This is a genomic window from Rhodococcus sp. NPDC055112 (assembly GCF_053607505.1).
In genome coordinates this window covers 21,277-41,439 of the sequence record NZ_JBSGTR010000040.1, presented here as the reverse complement: position 1 = coordinate 41,439, position 20,163 = coordinate 21,277, and the positions used below count along the sequence as shown (strand labels likewise).

General features: G+C 69.0%; 27 protein-coding genes, 1 tRNA gene and 1 pseudogene. 9 read left to right on the top strand and 20 right to left on the bottom strand.

Features of this window, described 5'->3' with window-relative positions; all coding sequences use genetic code 11:
• Positions 1–227: 227 nt before the first annotated feature.
• A complete protein-coding gene (locus ACWFRB_RS17660) occupies positions 228–566 on the bottom strand; it encodes a hypothetical protein (RefSeq protein ID WP_452642404.1) in 339 nt (112 codons plus the stop codon).
• Positions 567–785: 219 nt separating this feature from the next.
• On the opposite strand from ACWFRB_RS17660, the gene ACWFRB_RS17655 reads away from it, so the two are divergent.
• Positions 786–1,304, top strand: a complete 519-nt coding sequence (locus ACWFRB_RS17655) for a hypothetical protein (RefSeq protein WP_452642403.1) — start codon at positions 786–788, stop codon at positions 1,302–1,304.
• Positions 1,305–1,367: 63 nt separating this feature from the next.
• Here ACWFRB_RS17655 and ACWFRB_RS17650 read toward each other — a convergent pair whose 3' ends face one another.
• The gene (locus ACWFRB_RS17650) at positions 1,368–2,867 is read right to left on the bottom strand and encodes an MFS transporter (protein WP_452642402.1); all 1,500 of its coding nucleotides are present in this window, start codon (positions 2,865–2,867) and stop codon (positions 1,368–1,370) included.
• A 141-nt stretch (positions 2,868–3,008) separates the two neighbouring features.
• Here ACWFRB_RS17650 and ACWFRB_RS17645 point away from each other — a divergent pair, with 141 nt between their 5' ends.
• The 3 genes from ACWFRB_RS17645 (at position 3,009) to ACWFRB_RS17635 (ending at position 4,204) form a co-directional block, all read left to right on the top strand.
• On the top strand, positions 3,009–3,635 hold the full coding sequence (locus ACWFRB_RS17645) for a TetR/AcrR family transcriptional regulator (protein WP_452642401.1): 627 nt from the start codon (positions 3,009–3,011) through the stop codon (positions 3,633–3,635).
• 13 nt (positions 3,636–3,648) lie between these two features.
• A tRNA-Leu gene (locus ACWFRB_RS17640) sits at positions 3,649–3,733 on the top strand.
• 120 nt (positions 3,734–3,853) lie between these two features.
• Positions 3,854–4,204: a VOC family protein gene (locus ACWFRB_RS17635; RefSeq protein ID WP_452642400.1), complete on the top strand. Its 351-nt coding sequence runs from the start codon at positions 3,854–3,856 to the stop codon at positions 4,202–4,204.
• 33 nt (positions 4,205–4,237) lie between these two features.
• Here the strand turns inward: ACWFRB_RS17635 and ACWFRB_RS17630 are convergent, their stop codons facing one another.
• On the bottom strand, positions 4,238–5,380 hold the full coding sequence (locus ACWFRB_RS17630; protein ID WP_452642399.1) for an epoxide hydrolase family protein: 1,143 nt from the start codon (positions 5,378–5,380) through the stop codon (positions 4,238–4,240).
• Between the two features lie 63 nt (positions 5,381–5,443).
• Here ACWFRB_RS17630 and ACWFRB_RS17625 point away from each other — a divergent pair, with 63 nt between their 5' ends.
• A complete protein-coding gene (locus ACWFRB_RS17625; protein WP_452642398.1) occupies positions 5,444–6,427 on the top strand; it encodes a helix-turn-helix transcriptional regulator in 984 nt (327 codons plus the stop codon).
• A 34-nt stretch (positions 6,428–6,461) separates the two neighbouring features.
• Here the strand turns inward: ACWFRB_RS17625 and ACWFRB_RS17620 are convergent.
• The 7 genes and pseudogenes from ACWFRB_RS17620 to ACWFRB_RS17590 all read right to left on the bottom strand — a co-directional run.
• Positions 6,462–6,584 (bottom strand): annotated as a pseudogene (locus ACWFRB_RS17620) (DNA alkylation repair protein); the annotation flags it as partial.
• Positions 6,585–6,649: 65 nt separating this feature from the next.
• Positions 6,650–7,246 carry a TetR/AcrR family transcriptional regulator gene (locus ACWFRB_RS17615; protein ID WP_452642397.1) on the bottom strand — a complete coding sequence of 199 codons (597 nt, stop codon included), beginning with the start codon at positions 7,244–7,246 and terminating at the stop codon, positions 6,650–6,652.
• A gap of 19 nt (positions 7,247–7,265) precedes the next feature.
• Positions 7,266–8,234, bottom strand: coding sequence for an NADP-dependent oxidoreductase (locus tag ACWFRB_RS17610; protein ID WP_452642396.1), 969 nt, complete (start codon positions 8,232–8,234; stop codon positions 7,266–7,268).
• The gene (locus tag ACWFRB_RS17605) at positions 8,231–8,677 is read right to left on the bottom strand and encodes a nuclear transport factor 2 family protein (RefSeq protein WP_452642395.1); all 447 of its coding nucleotides are present in this window, start codon (positions 8,675–8,677) and stop codon (positions 8,231–8,233) included. The genes ACWFRB_RS17610 and ACWFRB_RS17605 overlap by 4 nt, the downstream gene beginning before the upstream one ends.
• A 192-nt stretch (positions 8,678–8,869) precedes the next feature.
• Complete coding sequence (locus ACWFRB_RS17600) at positions 8,870–9,514, bottom strand: DNA alkylation repair protein (protein ID WP_452642408.1); 645 nt, start codon at positions 9,512–9,514, stop codon at positions 8,870–8,872.
• Positions 9,515–9,592: 78 nt separating this feature from the next.
• Positions 9,593–9,985 (bottom strand): VOC family protein, encoded by a 393-nt coding sequence (locus ACWFRB_RS17595; protein ID WP_452642394.1) that lies wholly within the window; start codon positions 9,983–9,985, stop codon positions 9,593–9,595.
• Positions 9,982–10,257 (bottom strand): ArsR/SmtB family transcription factor, encoded by a 276-nt coding sequence (locus tag ACWFRB_RS17590; protein WP_452642407.1) that lies wholly within the window; start codon positions 10,255–10,257, stop codon positions 9,982–9,984. Before ACWFRB_RS17590 ends, ACWFRB_RS17595 begins: the two co-directional genes overlap by 4 nt.
• 133 nt (positions 10,258–10,390) lie before the next feature.
• Here ACWFRB_RS17590 and ACWFRB_RS17585 point away from each other — a divergent pair, with 133 nt between their 5' ends.
• The gene (locus ACWFRB_RS17585; protein WP_452642393.1) at positions 10,391–10,786 is read left to right on the top strand and encodes a transcriptional regulator; all 396 of its coding nucleotides are present in this window, start codon (positions 10,391–10,393) and stop codon (positions 10,784–10,786) included.
• Entirely contained in the window at positions 10,783–11,142 is a 360-nt protein-coding gene (locus ACWFRB_RS17580; RefSeq protein WP_452642392.1) for a DUF3817 domain-containing protein, read from the top strand. The genes ACWFRB_RS17585 and ACWFRB_RS17580 overlap by 4 nt, the downstream gene beginning before the upstream one ends.
• 243 nt (positions 11,143–11,385) lie before the next feature.
• Here the strand turns inward: ACWFRB_RS17580 and rdgB are convergent, their stop codons facing one another.
• The 10 genes from rdgB to clpS all read right to left on the bottom strand — a co-directional run bounded on the left by rdgB (position 11,386) and on the right by clpS (position 18,104).
• Complete coding sequence (gene rdgB, locus ACWFRB_RS17575) at positions 11,386–12,003, bottom strand: RdgB/HAM1 family non-canonical purine NTP pyrophosphatase (RefSeq protein ID WP_452642391.1); 618 nt, start codon at positions 12,001–12,003, stop codon at positions 11,386–11,388.
• On the bottom strand, positions 11,996–12,784 hold the full coding sequence (gene rph, locus ACWFRB_RS17570; RefSeq protein ID WP_027499784.1) for a ribonuclease PH: 789 nt from the start codon (positions 12,782–12,784) through the stop codon (positions 11,996–11,998). The genes rdgB and rph overlap by 8 nt, the downstream gene beginning before the upstream one ends.
• Positions 12,785–12,810: 26 nt before the next feature.
• Entirely contained in the window at positions 12,811–13,569 is a 759-nt protein-coding gene (locus ACWFRB_RS17565) for a cyclic nucleotide-degrading phosphodiesterase (RefSeq protein WP_452642390.1), read from the bottom strand.
• Positions 13,570–13,676: 107 nt separating this feature from the next.
• On the bottom strand, positions 13,677–14,342 hold the full coding sequence (locus ACWFRB_RS17560; RefSeq protein ID WP_452642389.1) for a rhomboid family intramembrane serine protease: 666 nt from the start codon (positions 14,340–14,342) through the stop codon (positions 13,677–13,679).
• Positions 14,343–14,357: 15 nt separating this feature from the next.
• Entirely contained in the window at positions 14,358–15,320 is a 963-nt protein-coding gene (locus tag ACWFRB_RS17555; protein WP_452642388.1) for a cysteine synthase, read from the bottom strand.
• Positions 15,321–15,326: 6 nt separating this feature from the next.
• On the bottom strand, positions 15,327–15,599 hold the full coding sequence (locus tag ACWFRB_RS17550) for a MoaD/ThiS family protein (protein WP_072753433.1): 273 nt from the start codon (positions 15,597–15,599) through the stop codon (positions 15,327–15,329).
• 8 nt (positions 15,600–15,607) lie between these two features.
• Positions 15,608–16,042 carry a Mov34/MPN/PAD-1 family protein gene (locus ACWFRB_RS17545; RefSeq protein WP_452642387.1) on the bottom strand — a complete coding sequence of 145 codons (435 nt, stop codon included), beginning with the start codon at positions 16,040–16,042 and terminating at the stop codon, positions 15,608–15,610.
• Between the two features lie 27 nt (positions 16,043–16,069).
• Positions 16,070–17,149 (bottom strand): P1 family peptidase, encoded by a 1,080-nt coding sequence (locus tag ACWFRB_RS17540; protein ID WP_452642386.1) that lies wholly within the window; start codon positions 17,147–17,149, stop codon positions 16,070–16,072.
• Positions 17,146–17,721, bottom strand: coding sequence for an oxidative stress transcriptional regulator AosR (gene aosR / locus ACWFRB_RS17535; RefSeq protein WP_452642385.1), 576 nt, complete (start codon positions 17,719–17,721; stop codon positions 17,146–17,148). The genes ACWFRB_RS17540 and aosR overlap by 4 nt, the downstream gene beginning before the upstream one ends.
• Positions 17,722–17,768: 47 nt before the next feature.
• On the bottom strand, positions 17,769–18,104 hold the full coding sequence (clpS, locus tag ACWFRB_RS17530) for an ATP-dependent Clp protease adapter ClpS (protein WP_077043788.1): 336 nt from the start codon (positions 18,102–18,104) through the stop codon (positions 17,769–17,771).
• A gap of 95 nt (positions 18,105–18,199) precedes the next feature.
• Here clpS and ACWFRB_RS17525 point away from each other — a divergent pair, with 95 nt between their 5' ends.
• Positions 18,200–19,528, top strand: a complete 1,329-nt coding sequence (locus tag ACWFRB_RS17525; protein ID WP_452642384.1) for a nicotinate phosphoribosyltransferase — start codon at positions 18,200–18,202, stop codon at positions 19,526–19,528.
• Positions 19,529–19,537: 9 nt separating this feature from the next.
• The gene (locus tag ACWFRB_RS17520; RefSeq protein ID WP_452642383.1) at positions 19,538–20,146 is read left to right on the top strand and encodes an isochorismatase family protein; all 609 of its coding nucleotides are present in this window, start codon (positions 19,538–19,540) and stop codon (positions 20,144–20,146) included.
• Positions 20,147–20,163 lie beyond the last annotated feature (17 nt).

The window sequence follows — 20,163 nt, the reverse complement described above, 5'->3', positions numbered from 1 at the left end:
TGCGACCTGGACAAGCGTTCTACCAGGTAGTAGGCGTGACGCAGGTCACAAATCGGCTTCACAAGTGACTCGCGGGTAAGGAGAGAACGCGCTGGCCTGACCGAAAACGACCCGACGCGAAACCTGAGGAACCCCTCATATTGATCGTTATCAACTCGTTATCAGCGGCTCCGCCGCCCGTGCGTGAGTCGCACCCCGATCGGGGCCAAAAGCGCGCACGATTCCGACTACCCGAGGCGCCGCGCGAGGGCCTCCGGATCGTCCACCCCGACCACGAGCGCAGCGAACGGCTGACCCGAGAGCTCGATCCGCAACGCCGGCTGCCCCCTGCGCACGTCGACGAACTCGCGCCGTCCTCGTGAGCGCCAGGTGCCGAGTTTGCGCCCGCCGGGCACGCCCAATCCGGGCGCACGGATACCGCGCGGCGCCGACGGCCCGTCCGGACAGACCTCGACGGCACTGATCGAACTCAACGGGACCTCGACGTCGCCATGGAGGGCACCGACCTTCTCCCACGTCGACAGGGTGAGGCGAAGGGTGCCGTCCGTGATAGTGAGTGTTCCCATGCGATCAGCTCTACCAAATCGGGCGACGGCCCCGGCCGGGCGACACGGCCGGGACCGCACTCCGTGACGGCGACTCTCACACCGCCTCCGCGTATCCGGTGCCCGCGGCCTGCGCCGCGAGGCCTGTCGCCGCGAATCCACCGCTTTTGGGCCCAGGGCCAGGCAAACATCGATACTGTCCGGTTTGTTTCAGCCACGATCACGTCGGAGGACCCCTACATGCGATTGACCGCCCGCGCCGCACTCATTGCGGCGGCCTCGATCCCGCTGGCCGTTGTGGCCCCCGCACAGGCGTCGGCGGCCTCGGCCGGCGACTTCACCTTCGCCTACACGGTGAACGGATCGACGGTGACCAACACGATCACCAACAACTCGGGCATCACGCAGGCGTGCTCGACTGTGGTGACGCCTGCGCCGGGCGGGGTGTTGCCGCCGGTCAAGGACGCCGTCGTCGACCGACCGCATCAATACACCACGGACACGGTCGACCCCGGCACGGCGACACAGACCGTGACGGATATCCCCGACGGCACCTATGTCGTATGGGCCGCCTGCGGCCTCGGCAGCGGTCCCACCACCTTCTGGGTCTCGGACTACCCCGGCCTTGTCGACCACATGGCGGACATCCATCCGGGCAAAACCGTTTTCCCCGTGCAACAGAAGGCGACAATCGTCACCGTCGGCGACTCCGAGGGCTCCGGCAGCCTCGCGGACATCGGCGCGATCTTCGGGAGCTGACACCCCGTTCCCCCATCCACGCCGAAGGCCCGCACCGATCCCCGTGCGGGCCTTCGGTTTACCTCACACCCGAACCACTGACTCCGCCTCGCCCAACGCCGGCTCCCCCGGTGCCTCGACGAAATCGCGGGACCGGATGAGCAGCAGCGTCGCGACCGCCGCCAGCGCCGCGGTCGCCGAACCGATCAGCAGGATGCTGTCGAGTGCCTCCGCATATCCGGTGCCCGCGGCCCGCGCCGCGAGCCCACGGAGTTCGGGCGGCAGCGATCCGATCGCCGACGCGGTGCTGCCGCTGCTGACCGCGTCCGCGAACTCCCCCGCCCGGCCGGCGAGCGGACCGTCCGACAGGGCCGCTCGCACCGAGTCGTCCATCCGCGAGGCCAGCAGGCTGCCGAGGGCCGCGACGCCGGTCGCGATGCCGACCTGCCGGAACGTCGAGTTGATGCCCGAGGCCATACCCGCGCGGTCCTGCTCGACGACGCCGACCGCGGTCGAGGCGAGCGGCGGGTTGATGAGCCCGGCCCCCGCGCCCGCCACGAGGAAGCCCGGGACGAACTGGGTCCAGCTGCCCGCCGGGTCGACGTCGCGCATCAGCCACAGTCCGGCCGCGACCAACACGAACCCGGGGGCGATCAGCCAGCGCACCGGGACCACGTCGCTGAGCCGGCCCGCCACCCCCGCGGTCACGAAGATCGCCAGGGTCAGCGGCAGGAACCGCAGCCCGGTCTCGACGGCCGAGTAGCCCTGGATCCCCTGCAGGAAGATCACCAGATAGGTCAGCAGCGAGAACAGCGAGGCGGAGATGGCCCACGCGGCGATCAACCCGCCGCCAAAGGTCGGTACCCGCAGCAGGCTCAGGTCCAACATCGGTGCGGCCGAGGTCTTTTCGATGACGACGAAGGACACGAGAAGCACCACGGAGGCCACCAGTGAACCGGCCACCGTGACCGATCCCCAGCCGTCGACGTGGCTGCGGATCAGCCCGAACACCAGCGCGCCGAGCGCGGCACTGAACGTCACGCAGCCCGCCCAGTCCACCCGGTGCGAGGTCGGTGCCCGCGACTCGTCGACCCGCAGCAACGTCACCGCCAGCGCCACGATCCCGATCGGGAGGTTGACGAAAAAGATCCACCGCCAGGACAACCCGCTGGTGAGCGCCCCGCCGAGCACCGGCCCCACCGCCACCGCCACACCGGTGACGGCGCCGAACACGCCGAAGGCGACGCCCCGCTCGCGCGGCGCGAATGCGCCCGCCAGCAACGCGAGGGAGGTCGCGAACATGATCGCGCCGCCCACGCCCTGAACCGCGCGCGAGACGGACAGTAGCACCAGCGAGTCGGCCACGCCGCACAGCAGCGAACCGACGGTGAACACGACGAGTCCGACCGCGAAGACCAGCCGCCTGCCGTACTTGTCCGCGATCGTTCCCGCGGTGAGCAGGAAGGCCGCGAGGGTGAGCGCGTACGCGTCGATCACCCACTGCAGATCGGTGAGCGAGGCGCCGAACTCGCGCTGGATGTCGGGCAGCGCGACGTTCACGATCGTCACGTCGAGCAAGAGCATGAACACCCCTGTGCATACGGCAATCAGGGTCCACCATTTCCGAGCCATGACCCACCCCTTTCCTGAGTGTGCACTCAAAAATAACATCATTTCTGAGTATTGGCTCAATAATCTTTTCGCGCCCGGTAGGCTCGGCTCACCATGACCACCGCACCCGCCCCGCGCCGCGGCAGGCCACCCTCCGGCGGCCGCGAGGAGATCCTGTCCGCGACCCTGGCTGTACTGCGCGAACGCGGCGTCGCGAAGCTGACCACCCGGGAGGTCGCGAGGCGGGCCGGGGTGTCCGAGGGCAGCATCTACTACCACTTCACGGACCGCTTCGGCCTGCTGCTGGCGGTGTTCGAGAGGGGGCTGCGCCCGCTGGCCGACCTCAATCAGCGGGGGTTCGCCGGGACCGACCTGCGCGACACCCTTGCCGGGTTCATGGCGGCGGTCGAGGCGTTCCTGGATCCGGCGATGGACGTGCTCACCGCGGCGCAGTCGGATGCCGACCTGCGCGAGGCGCTCGGCGAACACATGCGGGACAACGACCTCGGCCCGCATCGCGGGATCACGATGTTGGGCGCCTACCTCGCACAGCAGCAACTCCTCGGCGTCGTCCGCGCCGACGTCGACGCGGAGACGGTCGCCTACACGCTGGTGAGCGGCTGTTTCATGCGCGCCTCCCAGGAGCGGATGATCGGTCACACGCTGGGCGTCGCCTCACGCGAGCAGCAACTGGACATGCTCATGACGCTGCTCGCGCCCACCGGTGACACCGTGAAGTAGGCTGTTTCGGCACGCGCGAGTGGCGGAATTGGCAGACGCGCCAGGTTTAGGTCCTGGTGTCTCAGGACGTGGGGGTTCAAGTCCCCCCTCGCGCACCATGGCAGTTCCACGAACTGCACACGACGAGGTCACGAACTCGGGAGAGTCCGTGACCTCGTTCCGGGCAGCTGTACGACTTTCGGGCCGCCGCGGCAGTCCGCCGCAACTAGGGTCAGAACATGATTCGCGGAGCGCATGTTGTTCTCTACAGCACCAACGCGGAGGCAGACCGGGCGTTCTTCCGCGACGTGCTCGACTATCCGTCCGTCGATGCCGGGCACGGCTGGTTGATCTTCGCCCTTCCGCCGGCCGAGCTAGCCATACATCCAGCCGACGCTGATGGCGTGCACGAGCTGTTTCTGATGTGCGACGACGTCGAGGCATTCGTTGAACAGATGGCTGAACACGGTGTCACCTGCTCGGACCTGCGGCGCGAACGGTGGGGATTGATCACCCACCTCACACTGCCCGGTGGCGGAGCACTCGGTGTTTATGAACCCACACATCCCTCGCCGCTGAACCCGCGGTGATCACGGCTCGACCCCGGGCCCGAAATTTCGTGTCTATTGGCGGTAGTCGCGGAACGCGGCGCGCAGGTCGTCGATGATCAGGTCGGGTTCTTCCATGGCCGCGAAGTGACCGCCCCGATTGAATTCGGTCCAGCGCACGATGTTGTGGTTCCGTTCGGCGATCCGGCGGACGGGGATGCCGAGGTCTTGCGGCAAAACGGCGACCGCGACCGGCACATCGGTCTCGGGTTCGGGTCTACCCCAGGTTGCGGCGCCTTCGTAGTAGTAGCGCGCCGACGAGCCCGCGGTGCCGTTGAGCCAATAGATCATGACGTTGGTCAGCATCGCGTCGCGGTCGACAGCGTCCTCCGGCACGTCGGTCGAGTCGGTCCAGTCCTTGAAGCGTTCGACGATCCATGCCAGTTGACCCACCGGTGAGTCGGCGAGCGCATAGGACAGGGTCTGCGGGCGGGTGGCCTGCAGCATCGCGTAGGCGCCGAGCTCGTACTGGGCGCGTTGCGCCAGCTGCAGGGCGCGCTTCTCGGCGGGGTTGTCGAGGTCGGCCGTCTCGGGGGTGACGGTGGCCGAGGCGATCATCGTCACGTGCAGCGCCACGACGTGCTCGGGATCGATCACCGCCAGCTCTCGGGAGATGGCCGCGCCGGTGTCTTCGCCGTGCGCGGCGTAGCGGTCGTAGCCGAGCCGATGCATCAGCTGCGCCCAGGCGTGCGCAGCCCGGGTGGTCGACCAGCCGACCGCAGGCCCGGACAACCCGAATCCGGGGATCGTCGGCACGACGACATCGAACGCGTCCTCGGCCCGACCGCCGTGTGCGACCGGGTCGGTCAGCGGCCCGATCACGTCGAGGAACTCCACGATCGATCCGGGCCAACCGTGGGTGAGGATCAGCGGAATGGCACCGGGTTCGGCCGACCGGACATGGATGAAATGCACGTCGTGGCCGTCGATCTCGATGCGGAACTGTGGGAACGCGTTGAGCCGCGTCTCCTGCTCTCGCCAGTCGTAGGTGGTGCGCCAGTACCGCGCCAGCTCCTGGGTGTAGTCGAGCGGAATGCCCTGCGCCCAACCGACTCCGGTGACACCGTCCGGCCATCGGGTCTCGTCCAGTCGCCGATGCAAGTCGTCGAGCTGGGCTTGGGGGACGTCGATACGGAAGGGAGTGATCTCTGCGCTCATGAGAATCACCGTATGGAGGGGCTAGGACAACTTCCGCCCTAGGTTTGGTGGAGAATGCGCGGTGTGTTGGAAACCTCGGCTCGACTACTCGAACTCCTGTCTCTCCTGCAGACACCCCGGGTGTGGACCGGCGCCGACCTGGCCGAGCGCCTGGAGGTCGATGCGCGGACCATCCGCCGCGACATCGACAAGCTGCGCAACCTCGGCTACCCCGTGCACGCGGTCGCAGGAGCGGCCGGCTACCGACTGGGCGCGGGAACCAAATTGCCCCCGCTGCTGCTGAACGACGACGAGGCGGTCGCCGTAGTCCTCGGGCTGCGCACCGCCGCGGGCGGAACCATCACCGGCATCGAGGAGAGTTCGCTGCGGGCGCTGACGAAGTTGGAGCAGATCCTCCCGCCGCGACTGCGCCACCGCGTCTCGGCCTTACAGGCCGCGACCGTCAGCATGCCGGCCGGAACCCCGGCCGTGGACCCGGACGTGCTCACCACGATCGCCGCCGCGATCCGCGACCACGAACAGCTTCGCTTCGACTACCGCACGCACGACGGCACCGCGATCCGGCGCGCGGCCGAACCGCATCGGCTCGTACACACCGGGCGGCACTGGTACCTGGTCGGCTGGGACGTCGAAAAGAACGATTGGCGCACGTACCGTGTCGACCGCCTGCGTCCGCGCATCCCCAACGGACCGCGATTCACCCCGCGCGAGGCACCCGAGGTGGACCTGACCGGCTGGGTGTCGCGCGGGGTCAGCACCGCCCCTTACCGATATCAGGCGCGCATCACCCTCGAGGTATCGGCGGCCGTGGCTGCGGATCGCATCCCACCGACCGTCGGCGTCATCGAGGCGATCGACGACGGGCACTGCCTGCTGCACACCGGCTCGAACTCGCTCGACGAAATAGCCGTCTACACCGGACTTTTCGGCTTCGGATTCCGAGTGCACGAACCACCCGAACTCATCGACCACCTGCGTGCACTGGCGCACCGCGTCACCGCGGCCATCGCGCCCCCGGACGACGCGCGGTCGGCGATGAAGCCGTAACGAGCCCCAGCGATGAGCAGTTACGTCCTGAAAATCACCGGGCGTGCTGCCGGCGCACCATCTCGTCGATCCAGATGGGCGCGAACGGAGACGTGCAGTTCGGCGGCGTCGGGTAGTCCTCGAGCACCTCGAGGCGCTCACCGATGTCGACGGCCCGGGCGCACCATGGCAGTTCCGCGAACTGCACGCGACGAGGTCACGAACCCGAAGGGGTTCGTGGCCTCATTTCGTCGGTTCGGCGGGCGCCGCGGTCGCCGCAATGAGGTCCGCGGCCAACGCGCGCAGCTCGGCGGCGGGTCCACTCGTCGAATAGAGACCGCCCACCGCCAGCGCGCCCACGATCGCGATATGCAGTCGGTCGGCCAGGCGATCGCTGTCGGCAACGCCGAGTCCGCCTGTCAGCGACCGGAGGCGGCGCCGGAGCTCCTCCTCGTGTCGAAGACAGCGTTCCCTGATGTTCTCCGCTTCCTCGCCGTCGAATTCGGCTGCGGTGTTGACGAATGCGCACCCGCGATAGGCCTGCTGTGTCGCGAGCTCCTGCAGCCAGGTCAGCTGCGCGTCGAGCTGGTCCCGAGGGTCCGTGTGCCGCGCGGCGGTTTCGTCCCACTGCGCCCAGAAGATGTCATCGCGACGTTGCAAGACCGCGAGGACGAGGTCGTCCTTTGCCGGGAACCATCTATACAGGCTCGCTTTCGCCACCCCGGCCCGACGGACGACCTCGTCCACCCCGACGGCGCGAACACCGTTAACATAGAAGAGATCCGCCGCGATATCGATCAGCTTCTCGCGCAGCGCGGGGCCACGCACCTGCTTGGACATCTCGCGGGCACTTTCCTTCCTAGCTGCCCATCACGATCGCGGCCTTACCGAAACCGCTACGGGCGTGCACCCATTGCTGGGCGTCGGCGGCGCGATGCAGGTCGAACTCGGCACCGACGACAACCCGTATCAGTCCCGCGTCGATCAGGGTGGTGATCGCCCGCAATGCTACGGGGTCCGGCTCGACGAGGCACGAGACCGCTCGGATACCGCATTCCGCCGCTGTTGCAGCGTATTCCGGTATCGACCATGCGGTTGCCAATGCAATCGCTCCCCCGGTCGCGACCAGACCGAAGAGCGACCTGCCGAAGTCACCACCCACCAGATCGATCGCTGCGTCCACTGCTCCGATCGCCGCGACCGCCGTGGAATCGGAGTAGTCCACGCAGGACCCTGCCCCCAGCTCGTACAGGGCCGGGTGATCTCCTGCACGCGCAAGGGCGACGACGGTGGCGCCGCGCGCGACCGCCAACTGCACGGCCAGGTGCCCGACCCCGCCGGAGGCCCCGCTGATGAGGACGCGATGTCCGGAGCTCACTCCGGTGGCGTCGAGCATCTGCCACGCCGTGAGCGCGGCCATCGGCAGGCATGCCGCCTCGGTGAACGAGATCGAGGCCGGGATGGGTGCCAGATGGTGGGCAGGGACCGTCATGTACTCCGCATACGTTCCCGCGGGGTAGGGAAACCACGCCAGACCGAAGAGTCGGTCGCCGACGGCGTGGCGAGTCACGCCGTACCCGAGCGCATCCACCACGCCCGCGACATCCCAGCCGGGAATGAACGGTAGGTGCATGGATTGCTCGTAGCCGGCATTGAGTCCGGTGTACATGTCGATCGGGTTGACGCTGGTCCCCTTGACCGCGATACGCACCTCGCCTGCGGCGGGTTCGGGTCGGGGGACGTCGGCAATCTCGAGTGCCGAACCCCAGTGTTCGTGCCGGGCCGCCAGCATTGTGGCGCTGCCGGCTCCGCGTGCTCCTACGATCATGACGCCCGGACCAGGGCCGACGCGTCGACGCCGCACTGACGGGCCACCCCGGCGACGTCGAAATGGAAGCTCTCATAGCTCACGCGGCCGTCCTCGAATCGGAACAGCATGAAAACGGGGACCGTCGCCCGTAGGCCGTTCGGAACCACTCCGTTCCATGTGAACGCGGGCGTGAGGGAGATCTCGCCCCAGCAGCACAGGGTGTCACCGTCCATGGCGTGGCCGTCCACGCGTACCTCGTAGTCGGGTGCGAACGCGAACCACCCCTCGACCGCTCCCTTGACCTCGGGTCCGACGAATCGGGTTCCCAGAGGTGGTGATTCGAGGACTGCACCCGGGTGGTAGATCGCCATCGCTGCCACCGCGTCCTGCCGACTCTTCGCGTGCGCCAACCTCTCGACCACCTGTATCGCCCTGTTCACCGAGATTGCTTGATCGACCATCCTGCACTCACCCCTTCGATGCTTTTATCGAGACAGATCTGTCTCTTTTTAGCGTTGTGGAGGGGTCATGTCAAGAAAAAGAACGAGGTCACGAACCCGGCTGGGCTCGTGACCTCGTTTTGTCGGCGGGGTCGTCGGATGACAGGGTGACCGCTGGACGAAGTGGCGGATCGATCCGCACTCCGACGGATGTCACCGGGCGTGCTGTCGGCGCACCATCTCGGTGATCCAGATCGGCGCGAACGGCGACGTGCAGTTCGGCGGCGTCGGGTAGTCCTTGAGCACCTCCAGGCGCTCACCGATGTCGATTGCCCGGGCACGGTACTCGGCGTGCTCGATCCCGATCTGAGCCAGGCAGTGGTTCATCGCCCACTGCAGGCGCTCCGGGGCGTCTCGCATCTGCGACTCGATGATGTCGAGCAGTCCCGCGAGGTCGAAGCCCTCGGACTTCTTCGCCACCCGCTCGGTGGTCAGCGCCCAGCCGGCACTCGCGACGACGGGATCCGAATCGGCGAACCAGGCCGCGCGCAGCTCCTCGGAGTGCGGGTTCTTCTTCACCACGTAGTTCACCAGCCAGTCGTGCACCTTGGGGGTGCGCGCCTCGCGCAGCATGAGGTCCAACTCGTCGCGCTCGAACGCCTTCGGGCGGCAGATCAGGATCGCCAGCAGTCTCGCCGCGGTGTCCCCCGTCGCCCAGTGTTGGCGCGCGAGTTCCTGCTGCGTCTTCAGCCGCTTCGCGATCGCGCGCAGCTTGCCGAGGTTCACACCGTGATCGTCGCCGTGCTTCTCGTTCACCTTGCGCGCCTTCGGGTCCTCGAGCGCGGCCAGCTCGGCCATCACCTCGGCCACCGTCGCGTCGGTCACCTCAGGCTCCCGTCCATCTGGAAATCGCCGGGAACGTTCGGGATCGGAGCGTCACGTCGCCTTCTCCGCGATGATCTGGATGAGGTTGCCGCACGTGTCGTCGAAGACGGCAATGACCGCGGTCCCGATGTCGGTCGGCGGTTGGGTGAACACCACGCCCCTTCCGGTCAGCCGGGCATGCTCGGCCTCGACGTCGTCGACGGCGAACTGCGCGAGAGGAATGCCGTCCTCGGCGAGGGCATCGCGGTAAGGCTTCACCGCGGGGTGGTGCGCCGGCTCCAGCAGGAGTTGCGGGCCGTCGGGCGATTCGGGCGAGACGACCGTGAGCCACGAGTCGTCGCCGAGAGGAATGTCGTGATGCTTCGTGAAGCCGAGCACGTCGGTGTAGAAGGCGAGGGCTGCTCGCTGGTCGTCGACGAACAAACTCGTCAGATTGATTCTCATCGATCGTCTCTCTCTCGGACAGGCCATCGCCTGGCGATCTCGGCGAGTGGCTCGGAATTGAAGTAGTGGAATTTGGATCGTCCACGCCGCTCCGTCACGACCAGCCCCGCCGACTCGAGCACGCCGAGGTGCTGAGAGATCGCCTGACGCGTGAGGCCGAGACCGTGCCGCACCGTGAGCAGGGAACAGATCTCGAACAGCGTCTGGCCGTCGCTCGCCGCCAGTTCGTCGAGGATGACACGCCTCGTCTCGTCGTCGAGGGCGCGGTACACGGTGACCACGACCCCACCATAGGCAAGTCAACGCTTGCATATCAAGGCCCAGGCGACCGCGAGGCCGGTGAGGGTGATCCACGCCTCCCAGGCTCCGTACCGGCGGCTCCGCAGGCTCGGGTACCGTCGTTGTGTGGCCAGTTCACCCTCCCGTCGCAGACCAGCGCTGATTCTCTTCGTCGTCATCGCTGCGGCCGGGTGTCTCGCACTCGGATGGTGGCAGTGGACCCGCTTCGAGGCCGTCGGCGGTACCGGGCAGAACCTGGGCTATGCATTCCAATGGCCGCTGTTCGCGGCGTTCGTGGTGTACGCGTACCGGCGGTTCGTGCAGCTCGAGGACCGCGACCCGGCCGAGGACCTGTCCTCCGCCTCCGAGGTCCGCGAGATCCCCGCCGATGTGCTGCCCACCCGCACCCGGCCGGGTGACCAGCGACTGGACGCGGACAACCCGGACGACGAGGCCCACCAGGCGTACAACAACTACCTCGCGCAGCTCAGAGCGGGCGAGGCCGATAGGAGCAGCACGTGAGCACGGCCCCCGACGAGACCGTCACCGCGACCGAAGTTCGCGACACCAAGAAAATCGCCTCGGCGCTGCTGCGCTACCGCGTCCTCGCCTACGCCACCGGCATCTGGCTGCTCGTGCTCACCGCGGAGATGGTCGCGAAGTACATGTTCAAGGTGGACAACCTGCCGAGCTGGATCGCGATCGTGCACGGCTGGGTCTACTTCGTCTACCTGATCCTGACGATGGACCTCGCGGTGAAGGTGCGCTGGCCCGTGGGCCGGACCATCGGCACCCTGCTCGCGGGCACCGTCCCGTTCCTGTCGTTCTTCGTCGAGCACTGGCGCACCCAGCAGGTCAAGCGCGACTTCGGCGTCTGATCGCCGGGCGGCGAACCCCTAGGACCCGCCGCCGCCCAGGATCACGGGCTGACCCGTCAGGATCGCGATCACGTACGTGATCCAGCCCTGCGGCGTCACGGGAATCATCATCGGCGACATCTGTACGTCCTCACGGCGACGGTCGGGGCGCAGGCCGCCCCGCTGGCCCGTCGAGTGTGCACCTTCCGACGCATCGCCCGAAAGGGAACGCGCGGAACTGCACACTCGACGGCCGGGGGGAACCTAGCTGCCTGCCAGCGCGGCGATCGCGGGCACCAGCTGCGCCAGCGCCCGGCCGCGGTGCGAGGCCGCGTCCTTCTCCTCGGGGGTCAGCTGCGCCGCCGAGCGCGACTCCCCCTCAGGCACGAACACCGGGTCGTAGCCGAATCCGCCGTCGCCGCGGGGCTCCCTGGCGATGGTGCCTGGCCACGTTCCGCGCACCACCGACTCCTCGCCGCCCGGCACCACGAGGGCACAGGCGGAGACGAAGGCCGCTCCCCTGCGCTCGTCCGGCACGTCGGACAGCTGCGCGAGCACCAGCGCGGTGTTCGCCGCGTCGTCACCGTGCGCGCCCGACCACCGCGCCGACAGCACCCCCGGCATCGCGTTCAGCGCGTCCACCTCGAGCCCCGAATCGTCCGCGACGCACGGCAACCCGGTGGCCGCAGCGCCGTCGCGGGCCTTGGCCAGCGCATTGCCCTCGAAGCTCGCCGCGGTCTCGGGCGCCTCCGGGAACGGCGGCACCTCGTCGAGGCCGACGAGTTCGACGCCGCTCACCCCGGCCGCCTCAAGCACGCGCCGAAGCTCCTTGAGCTTCTTCGCGTTTCGGCTCGCGACGAGGAGTCGGACGGCCTCAGGCACCGAACTTCTTCTTCGCCGCCTCGGGCTCCTTCGGCTCGGGCAGCTCGCCCGGGTAGGGCAGCGCGAGGGCCTGCTTCTGCACCTCGAACAGCTGCTCGCAGCCGGCCAGAGCGGAGTCGAGCAGCTTGTCCAGCGTGGTGCGCGGGAAGGTCGCGCCCTCTCCGGTGCCCTGCACCTCGACGAGGGTGCCGGTGTCCGTCGCGACGACGTTCATGTCGACCTCGGCGCGCGAATCCTCCTCGTAGGGAAGGTCCAGCCGCACCCGGCCGTCGACGACGCCGACGCTGACCGCGGCGATCGCGCAGGAGAGCGGCTGCGGGTCGGCCAGCCTGCCAGCCGCGCGCAGGTAGGTCACGGCGTCCGCCAGCGCGACATAGGCGCCGGTGATCGCGGCGGTCCTGGTGCCGCCGTCGGCCTGCAGCACGTCGCAGTCGATGGCGATGGTGTTCTCGCCGATCGCGGCGAGGTCGATGCAGGCGCGCAGCGAGCGGCCGACCAGCCTGCTGATCTCCTGGGTTCGTCCGCCGACCTTGCCCTTGACCGACTCGCGGCCGCTGCGGGTGTGGGTCGCCGCGGGCAGCATCGCGTACTCGGCAGTCAGCCAGCCGAGGCCGGAGCCCTTGCGCCAGCGCGGGACGCCCTCCTCGACGCTCGCGGTGCACATCACACGGGTGCCACCGAATTCGACGAGAACCGATCCGGCCGGATGGCTCGTGAAGCCCCGGGTGATCCGTACCTCGCGGAGTTCGTCGTCCGCCCTGCCATCCAGTCGTCTGCTCACGGGCGCAAGCCTAGACGTCCCGCGACTCAGATCTCGAAGACGTCCCCGGGCGATACGGCGTGGACGGGTCCGGAGAACTCGGCCTTGGCCTCGGCGATGACGTCCTCGCGGGAGGTCCACGGCGGGATGTGCGTGAGCAGGAGCTCGCCGACCCCGGCCCTGGCCGCGACCTGTCCGGCCTCGGTGCCGGAGAGGTGGATGCCCTTCGGCCGATCGGGGTGATGTGTCCAGGAGGCCTCGGCCAGCAGCACATTCGCGCCACGCGACAACTCGACCACCTCGTCGCACATCCCGGTGTCGCCGGTGTAGACGAGGGTCCGGCCCGCCGGATCGCTGATCCGCAGCCCGTACGCCTCCGGCGGATGGAACACCCGGCGCGAGGTGACGGTCAGGGCGCCGTGGCTCATCGATCCGCCGTCGGTGAAGGCGCGCAGGTCGATCGTGTCGGAGATGTCGTCGTACTCGCCGCCGCACTCCGAGGAGGCGGCCCCGATCCGGCAGGCGGTGTCCGTCGGTCCGCAGACGACGGCCCGGCCGACCGGCGGGTTGGGGTGGTACCGGCGCCACACCAGCAGCCCCGGCAGGTCGAGGCAGTGATCCGCGTGCAGGTGGGTCAGGAAGATCGACACCTGACCGGGGTCGGCGTAACGCTGCAGCGCTCCGAGCACGCCGGGGCCGAAGTCTAGGACCGCGGGCGGGGTGTCCGGAGCGGTCAACAGGTAGCCCGAGGCGGGCGAGTCGGGACCCCCGACGCTGCCCGAACAACCCAGGACGGTGATGCGCATGTTTCCCATGCTGCCACGACCACCTGATCCGGAAAAAGCTTCGGGTGGAATCGAGACCAAACGCGGGTCCGTGATCCGCTGCGCCGGGCGTCACACCTGCACGTTCGCTACCGGTTCAACGCCTTCGCCTCGCGCGCCTTGCGGACATCGGAGGCCAGCACCCAGGCGGCGACGACGCCGCCGACCGCGCCGAACAGGTGCCCTTCCCAAGAGATCCCGGGCTGGCCGGGGAGCACGCCCCACAGCGCCCCGCCGTAGATCACCAGAACGACCAGCCCGAGTGCCATCTGCCCGAAGTGCCTGGCGAAGATGCCGCGGGTGATCAGGTAGGTCAGCCAGCCGAACACGAGCACCGAGGCGCCGAGATGGTTGTTCACCGAGCCGAACAGCCACACCCCGACACCGCCGATCACCCAGATGATGCCGGTGGCCGCGAGCCCGCGTCCGATGCCAGACAGCATCACCAGGAATCCGAGCACCAGCAGCGGGATGGTGTTCGCGACCAGGTGCGCCCACCCGCCGTGCAGCACCGGCGCGAAGACGATCCCCCACAGACCGTCGACGGTCCGCGGCTGGATGCCACCGTTGTCGAGGTTGCCCTTGACGAGCATGTCGATGAACTCGAGGACGTACAGCCCGACCACGAAGCCGCCGATGACCGCGGCCGCCTGCTTCCACATCGGGCGCTCGGCCGCCTGCTTGGTCGCGGGTGGGTTCGACGGCACCGACAGGGCGGGGTTGGTGTACTTGAACGGGTCACCCGGGGTGCTCATCCGAACCTCTTTCCCTCACGCCCACAGCTGCCCCTCCAGGGCCGCCTCCGCATCCTCGAGGGTACCGGCGTACGCACCGGTGGACAGATACTTCCAGCCGCCGTCGGCCACGATGAAGGCGATGTCGGCGCGGGCTCCCGCCTTGACCGCCTTGGCCGCGACCCCGAGTGCCGCGTGCAGCACGGCCCCGGTCGAGACGCCCGCGAAGATGCCCTCGCGCTCGATCAGCTCCCTCGTCCGCCGCACCGCGTCGAACGGGCCGACCGAGAACCTCGAGGTGAGCACCGACTCGTCGTACAGCTCTGGGATGAAGCCCTCGTCGATGTTGCGCAGGCCGTAGACCAGTTCGCCGTAACGCGGCTCGGCTGCCACGATCTCGATCCCCTGGACGTGTTCGCGCAGAAAGCGTCCCGTGCCCATCAGGGTGCCGGTCGTGCCGAGACCGGCCACGAAATGTGTGATCTCCGGCAGGTCGCGCAGCAGCTCCGGACCGGTGCCCTCGTAGTGCGCGGCCGGATTCGCCGGGTTTCCGTACTGGTAGAGCATCACCCACTCGGGGTGCTCCGCGGCGATCGCCTTCGCCCGCGCCACCGCCTCGTTGGAGCCGCCGCGCGCGGGCGAGTCGATGATCTCGGCGCCGAACATGGTCAGCAGCTGCCTGCGCTCGATCGAGGTGTTCTCCGGCATCACGCAGATCAGCCGGTAGCCCTTGAGCTTGGCGGCCATCGCCAGCGAGATCCCGGTGTTGCCGCTGGTCGGCTCCAGGATGGTGGCGCCGGGCGTGAGCAGTCCGTCCCGCTCGGCCTGCTCGATCATCCGGAGCGCGGGCCGATCCTTCACCGAGCCGGTGGGATTGCGATCCTCCAGCTTTGCCCACAGCCGCACCGGTACCTCGCCGGTCCAGCGCGGGGACAGGTGCGGCAGCCCCACCAGCGGTGTGTCGCCCAGGGTCTCGATCAGCGAGTCGTACCGGGCCACCGCGGATCAGCCTCCGGCGACGGCGGGCAGGATGGTGACCGAGTCCCCGTCGGCCACCTCGGTGTCGAGTCCGCCGGAGAAACGCACGTCCTCGTCGTTGACGTACACGTTGACGAACCGGTGCAACTTGCCGTCGTTGATCAGCCGGTCCTTGAGCCCCGCATGGTTGGCCTCGAGGTCGTCGATCACCGCGGCCAGGGTGGAACCCGTTGCCTGCACCCGCTTCTCACCGTCGGTGTGGTTGCGGAGGATGGTGGGGATGGAAACGATGACGGCCATCGGGGCTCCTAGTGGGGGTTCTGTGCGTACGGGTAACTCGGCACCACGTCGACCGGTTCCTCGGTGACCACGCCGTCGACGATCCGGTAGCTGCGCAGCTCGTGCGTCTCCGGATCGCGGGTGGAGATCAGCACATAGTGCGCGTCGGGTTCGGAGGCGAAGGAGATGTCGGTGCGACTGGGGTAGGCCTCGGTCGCGGTGTGCGAGTGGTAGATGACCACCGGCGCCTCGTCGGCCGCCTCCATCGCACGCCAGAGCCGCAACTGCTCGCCGGAGTCGAAGCGGTAGAAGGTCGGCGAGCGCTCGGCGTTGATCATCGGGACGTGCCGCAGCGGCCGATCGCTGCCCTCGGGGCCGGCGATGATGCCGCAGGCCTCGTCGGGATGATCGGCACGAGCGTGCGCGACCATCGCCTCGACGAGGTCGGATCTGATCACCAACACCTGCGCCTCCCGATGTGTTCGCCCAGCTTAGACGTCGAATGCTGACGGAAACAGCTCCCGGTAGCTCGGTATTCCCGCGACCGGTGTTGCCGCGAGGACCGCGCCGACGATCGCCCGCGACACCGCGTCCGCCGCGGCCGCGCACACCGCGTCGAGCAGCGCCAGCTCCGCGGGGAAGGCGGCTGGCATCGGGACCGGGGCAGGCGCGGTCGCCCTGGTGCCGGTCGCAAGGGCGAACAGCGTGTCCCCGTCGAGCGGCGAGTGCGCGGGCCGAATCGCCCTGGCGAGGCCGTCGTGGCCCGCGACGGCGACCCGCCTGCAGCCGCCCTTGCTCAGCGTGGCATCGGTCGCCACCACCCCGATGGTGGTGTTCAGGACGGTGCCCTTCTGTCCCAGCTCGATCGCCGTGGCCAACTCGGCGGCATCCGGGACCCTCAGGCCCCAGCCCGCGGCCTCGGCCACCCCGACCCCCCATGGCAGACCGGTGCCCGGATCGAACACGGAGCCAACGGGATTGGCGACGATCAGCGCCGCGACCGTGACACCCTCGGCCGCCCCGGCACCGAGCACGAGGCTGGCGGTGCCGACGCCGCCCTTGAGCACGCCCGCGCGCGCCCCGACCCCGGCGCCGACGGATCCGACCGCGAACCGCTCGGCCGCCGCCTCCGCGGCGAGGAAGCCGTGGTCCGCTGTCGGCCGCACCGACCAGTCCCCCACCGGCAGGTCGAAGATCACCGCTCCCGGCACGATCGGGACGACATGGCCGTCGGCGTCCATCGGGATCCCGCGACCGTGCTCCTCAAGCCAGCGCATCACGCCGTCCGCGGCGGCCAGCCCGTAGGCGCTGCCCCCGGTCAGCAGCACCGCGTCCACCTGCTGGACGGTGTGGCTCGGATCGAGCAGGTCTGTCTCGCGGGTGCCGGGTCCGCCGCCTCGCACGTCGACGGACGCGGTGGCGCCGCCGGGCGCCAGCACCACGGTGCAGCCCGTCGCCCGGCCGGAGCCGAGTCCGGCGTCCCGGTCCAGCTCGTGGTGGTGCCCGACCAGCAGGCCCTCGACGTCGGCAAGCGAGTTCCTCGGCCCCGTGCGCACCCCCGCGCCCGTCACGGGACCAGGACCTGTACCAGGGAGTCCTGCATCCAGGTGAGCCAGTGGTAGACGTCCAGGTGCGGCGCCCGCGGGTCGTCGGGCTCGAGCTCGTCCGGGGTGTCGGCATCGATGCCGATGGTGGTCCCCAAGGCCAGGCGCACATCGTTGAGGCCTGCGAGCCACGCGTCGGCCTGTTCGGGGGTGAGCGAGACCTTGCCGCCCTCGGGCGGCACCGTCTGCAGGATCACCGAACCCGCCGCCAGCTTGGCGTCGATGATCTCCGGCTCGTGCAGACTGCGCAGTGCCGCATTCATATTCGCGCCCTGCGCCTCGTTGCCGGTGCGGTCGGCCTCGGCCCGGTAGAAGTTCGGCAGCAGGCGGGCCAGCGTGGCATCCGTTGGGGCGTCACTGTTCCCGGTGCGCAGACCGGTCAGCTCGGCGAGGTCGTCCTGAGGCGCCGCGGCGGCCCTGTCCTCGAGCAGCGCCAGGACGGACGAGACCAGTGACCGCAGGACCGAGGCCTCTCGTGCGTCCATCTCGGAGCGAATCTTCACGCCGCCCAGCGAATTCTTTCGGCTCCATGTGCGCACGTTGCGTACCTGCGGGTCCTTTCGGGATCGGTGGTCCGGGATTGCCGCTAGCTGTCGCGCTGCATCGTCGCCCACAGCCCGGCCTGGTGGAGACGGTTCACATCGTGCTCCATCTTGTCGCGGGATCCGGACGACACGACCGCCTTGCCCTCCTTGTGTACCTGCATCATCAGGTCGGTGGCCCTCGCCTTGCTGTAGCCGAACAGCTTCTGGAAGATGAAGGTCACGTAGTGCATGAGGTTCACGGGGTCGTCCCAGACGACGGTCACCCAGGGCTTGTCTTCCGCTTCCAGGATCTCCTCGACCTCGGATTCGGCTGGCGTGACCTGCGGCGACGCTGCGGGCATCCTCGCCATCGGGATAGTTGTCGGGCACTGGGCCATGCCTCCAGAGTACGACGTGCTCAGGAAAGAGAAAACCTCCGAACGCATGACGGCACGCCCGCGCATCTCGGTCCCTCGACTCGTATGGTTGGCGCGTGACGAACAACGCCTCGGACTGGTCCCAGCCGAAGACGAGCACCGCGCTGCTCACCGACCAGTACGAGCTGACGATGCTCTCGGCTGCGCTCGGCGACGGTTCGGCCCACCGTCGCTGCAGCTTCGAGGTCTTCGCCCGCAGGCTGCCCGCCGGACGCCGGTACGGCGTCGTCGCAGGCGTCGGCCGGTTGCTCGACGCGCTGCCCCGCTTCCGGTTCGGTGAGCCGGAGCTGGCCGTCGTGTCCGAGTTCCTGAACGAGCAGACGGTGGACTGGCTGCGCGATTTCCGCTTCTCCGGCGACATCGACGGCTACCGGGAGGGCGAGCTGTACTTCCCCGGCTCGCCGATCCTGTCGGTGCGCGGCACCTTCGCCGAATGCGTGCTCCTCGAGACGCTGACGCTCTCGATCCTCAACCACGACAGCGCGATCGCCTCCGCCGCCGCACGCATGGTCAGCGCCGCCGCTGGCCGGAGGATGATCGAGATGGGCTCGCGGCGCGCCCACGAGGAATCGGCCGTGGCGTGCTCCCGCGCGGCGTACCTGGCCGGGTTCACGGCCACCTCGAACCTGGAGGCCGTCCGGCGCTACGGCGTACCGGGCGCGGGAACCAGCGCGCACGCGTTCACGCTGCTGCACAACACCGCCGCGGGCCCGGACGAGGCGGCCGCCTTCCGCGGTCAGGTCGCGGCGCTCGGACTGGGCACCACGCTGCTGGTGGACACCTACGACATCACCGAGGGCGTCAAGACCGCCATCGCCGTCGCGGGCCCCGAGCTCGGCGGCGTGCGGATCGATTCCGGCGATCTCGGCGTGTGGGCCCGCCAGGTGCGCGCGCAGCTCGACGACCTGGGCGCGACGAAGACGAAGATCGTGGTGTCCGGCGATCTGGACGAATACGCGATCGCGGCGCTGCGGGCCGAACCGGTGGACACTTATGGGGTGGGCACCGCGCTGGTCACCGGCTCGGGCGCACCCACGGCGGGCATGGTCTACAAGCTGGTGGAGGTGGAGGGCATCCCGGTGGCCAAGCGCAGCAGCCACAAGGAGTCGCGCGGCGGGACCAAGCGTGTGGTCCGTTTCGCCCGGCCGACCGGGACCGCGGTCGAGGAGGTCGCGTTCCCTGCCGATGCGCCCGCGCCCGAGAGCGGCGGCCTGATCGCGCACGACCTGCTTGTCCCGATGGTGCGGGGCGGCGAGGTGGTGGCCGGCCTGCCCACCCTGGACGAGGGTCGCGACCTGCTCGCCGAGCGGCTCGTGAGCCTGCCGTGGGAGGGACTCAAGCTCTCCCAGGGCGATCCCGCGATCCCCACCCGGTTCGTGGGCTAGGTGATGGCGATGAACCCCATCGACTCCCCCGCCGCCCCGAAGCGGGCGCTGATCGTCGTCGACGTGCAGAACGACTTCTGCGAGGGCGGCTCGCTGGCCGTCGCGGGCGGCGCGGCGGTGGCGGCCGATATCTCCTCCCTGCTCGGCTCCCCCTCCGCCGGCGAATACGACGCGATCGTCGCCACCCGGGACTTCCACGTCGACCCCGGCGCGCACTTCTCCGACGAACCCGACTACGTGGACAGCTGGCCACCGCACTGCCGGGCCGGGACGGCGGGCGCAGGCTTCCATCCCCTCCTCGACCTGCGATCGGTCGAAGAGGTGTTCTCCAAGGGCGCCCACTCGGCCGCGTACTCCGGCTTCGAGGGCTCGGCGGCCTCCGGGCAGTCCCTGGCGGACTGGCTGCGCAAACGCGAGATCGCCGCCGTCGACGTGGTCGGCATCGCCACCGACCACTGCGTCCGCGCGACCGCGCTCGACGCGGCGAGGGAGGGCTTCGAGACCAGGGTGCTGCTGCGCTACACGGCCGCGGTGTCCCCCGACGCCGTGCCGTCGGTGCTCGAGCGGCTCCGCGACGCGGGCGTCACCCCGGTGGGTCAGGTCGCTGCGGGGAACTGACGGCGGCGCCGAGTAGC

Excerpts from the sequence above, each read along its gene's own strand:
- ACWFRB_RS17660 (WP_452642404.1), bottom strand. The coding sequence starts at position 566 with ATGGGAACACTCACTATCACGGACGGCACCCTTCGCCTCACCCTGTCG.
- ACWFRB_RS17655 (WP_452642403.1), top strand. The coding sequence starts at position 786 with ATGCGATTGACCGCCCGCGCCGCACTCATTGCGGCGGCCTCGATCCCG.
- ACWFRB_RS17650 (WP_452642402.1), bottom strand. The coding sequence starts at position 2,867 with ATGCTCTTGCTCGACGTGACGATCGTGAACGTCGCGCTGCCCGACATC.
- ACWFRB_RS17645 (WP_452642401.1), top strand. The coding sequence starts at position 3,009 with ATGACCACCGCACCCGCCCCGCGCCGCGGCAGGCCACCCTCCGGCGGC.
- ACWFRB_RS17635 (WP_452642400.1), top strand. The coding sequence starts at position 3,854 with ATGATTCGCGGAGCGCATGTTGTTCTCTACAGCACCAACGCGGAGGCA.
- ACWFRB_RS17630 (WP_452642399.1), bottom strand. The coding sequence starts at position 5,380 with ATGAGCGCAGAGATCACTCCCTTCCGTATCGACGTCCCCCAAGCCCAG.
- ACWFRB_RS17615 (WP_452642397.1), bottom strand. The coding sequence starts at position 7,246 with ATGTCCAAGCAGGTGCGTGGCCCCGCGCTGCGCGAGAAGCTGATCGAT.
- ACWFRB_RS17610 (WP_452642396.1), bottom strand. The coding sequence starts at position 8,234 with ATGATCGTAGGAGCACGCGGAGCCGGCAGCGCCACAATGCTGGCGGCC.
- ACWFRB_RS17605 (WP_452642395.1), bottom strand. The coding sequence starts at position 8,677 with ATGGTCGATCAAGCAATCTCGGTGAACAGGGCGATACAGGTGGTCGAG.
- ACWFRB_RS17600 (WP_452642408.1), bottom strand. The coding sequence starts at position 9,514 with ATGGCCGAGCTGGCCGCGCTCGAGGACCCGAAGGCGCGCAAGGTGAAC.
- ACWFRB_RS17595 (WP_452642394.1), bottom strand. The coding sequence starts at position 9,985 with ATGAGAATCAATCTGACGAGTTTGTTCGTCGACGACCAGCGAGCAGCC.
- ACWFRB_RS17565 (WP_452642390.1), bottom strand. The coding sequence starts at position 13,569 with ATGCGCATCACCGTCCTGGGTTGTTCGGGCAGCGTCGGGGGTCCCGAC.
- ACWFRB_RS17560 (WP_452642389.1), bottom strand. The coding sequence starts at position 14,342 with ATGAGCACCCCGGGTGACCCGTTCAAGTACACCAACCCCGCCCTGTCG.
- ACWFRB_RS17550 (WP_072753433.1), bottom strand. The coding sequence starts at position 15,599 with ATGGCCGTCATCGTTTCCATCCCCACCATCCTCCGCAACCACACCGAC.
- clpS (WP_077043788.1), bottom strand. The coding sequence starts at position 18,104 with ATGGCCCAGTGCCCGACAACTATCCCGATGGCGAGGATGCCCGCAGCG.
- ACWFRB_RS17520 (WP_452642383.1), top strand. The coding sequence starts at position 19,538 with ATGAACCCCATCGACTCCCCCGCCGCCCCGAAGCGGGCGCTGATCGTC.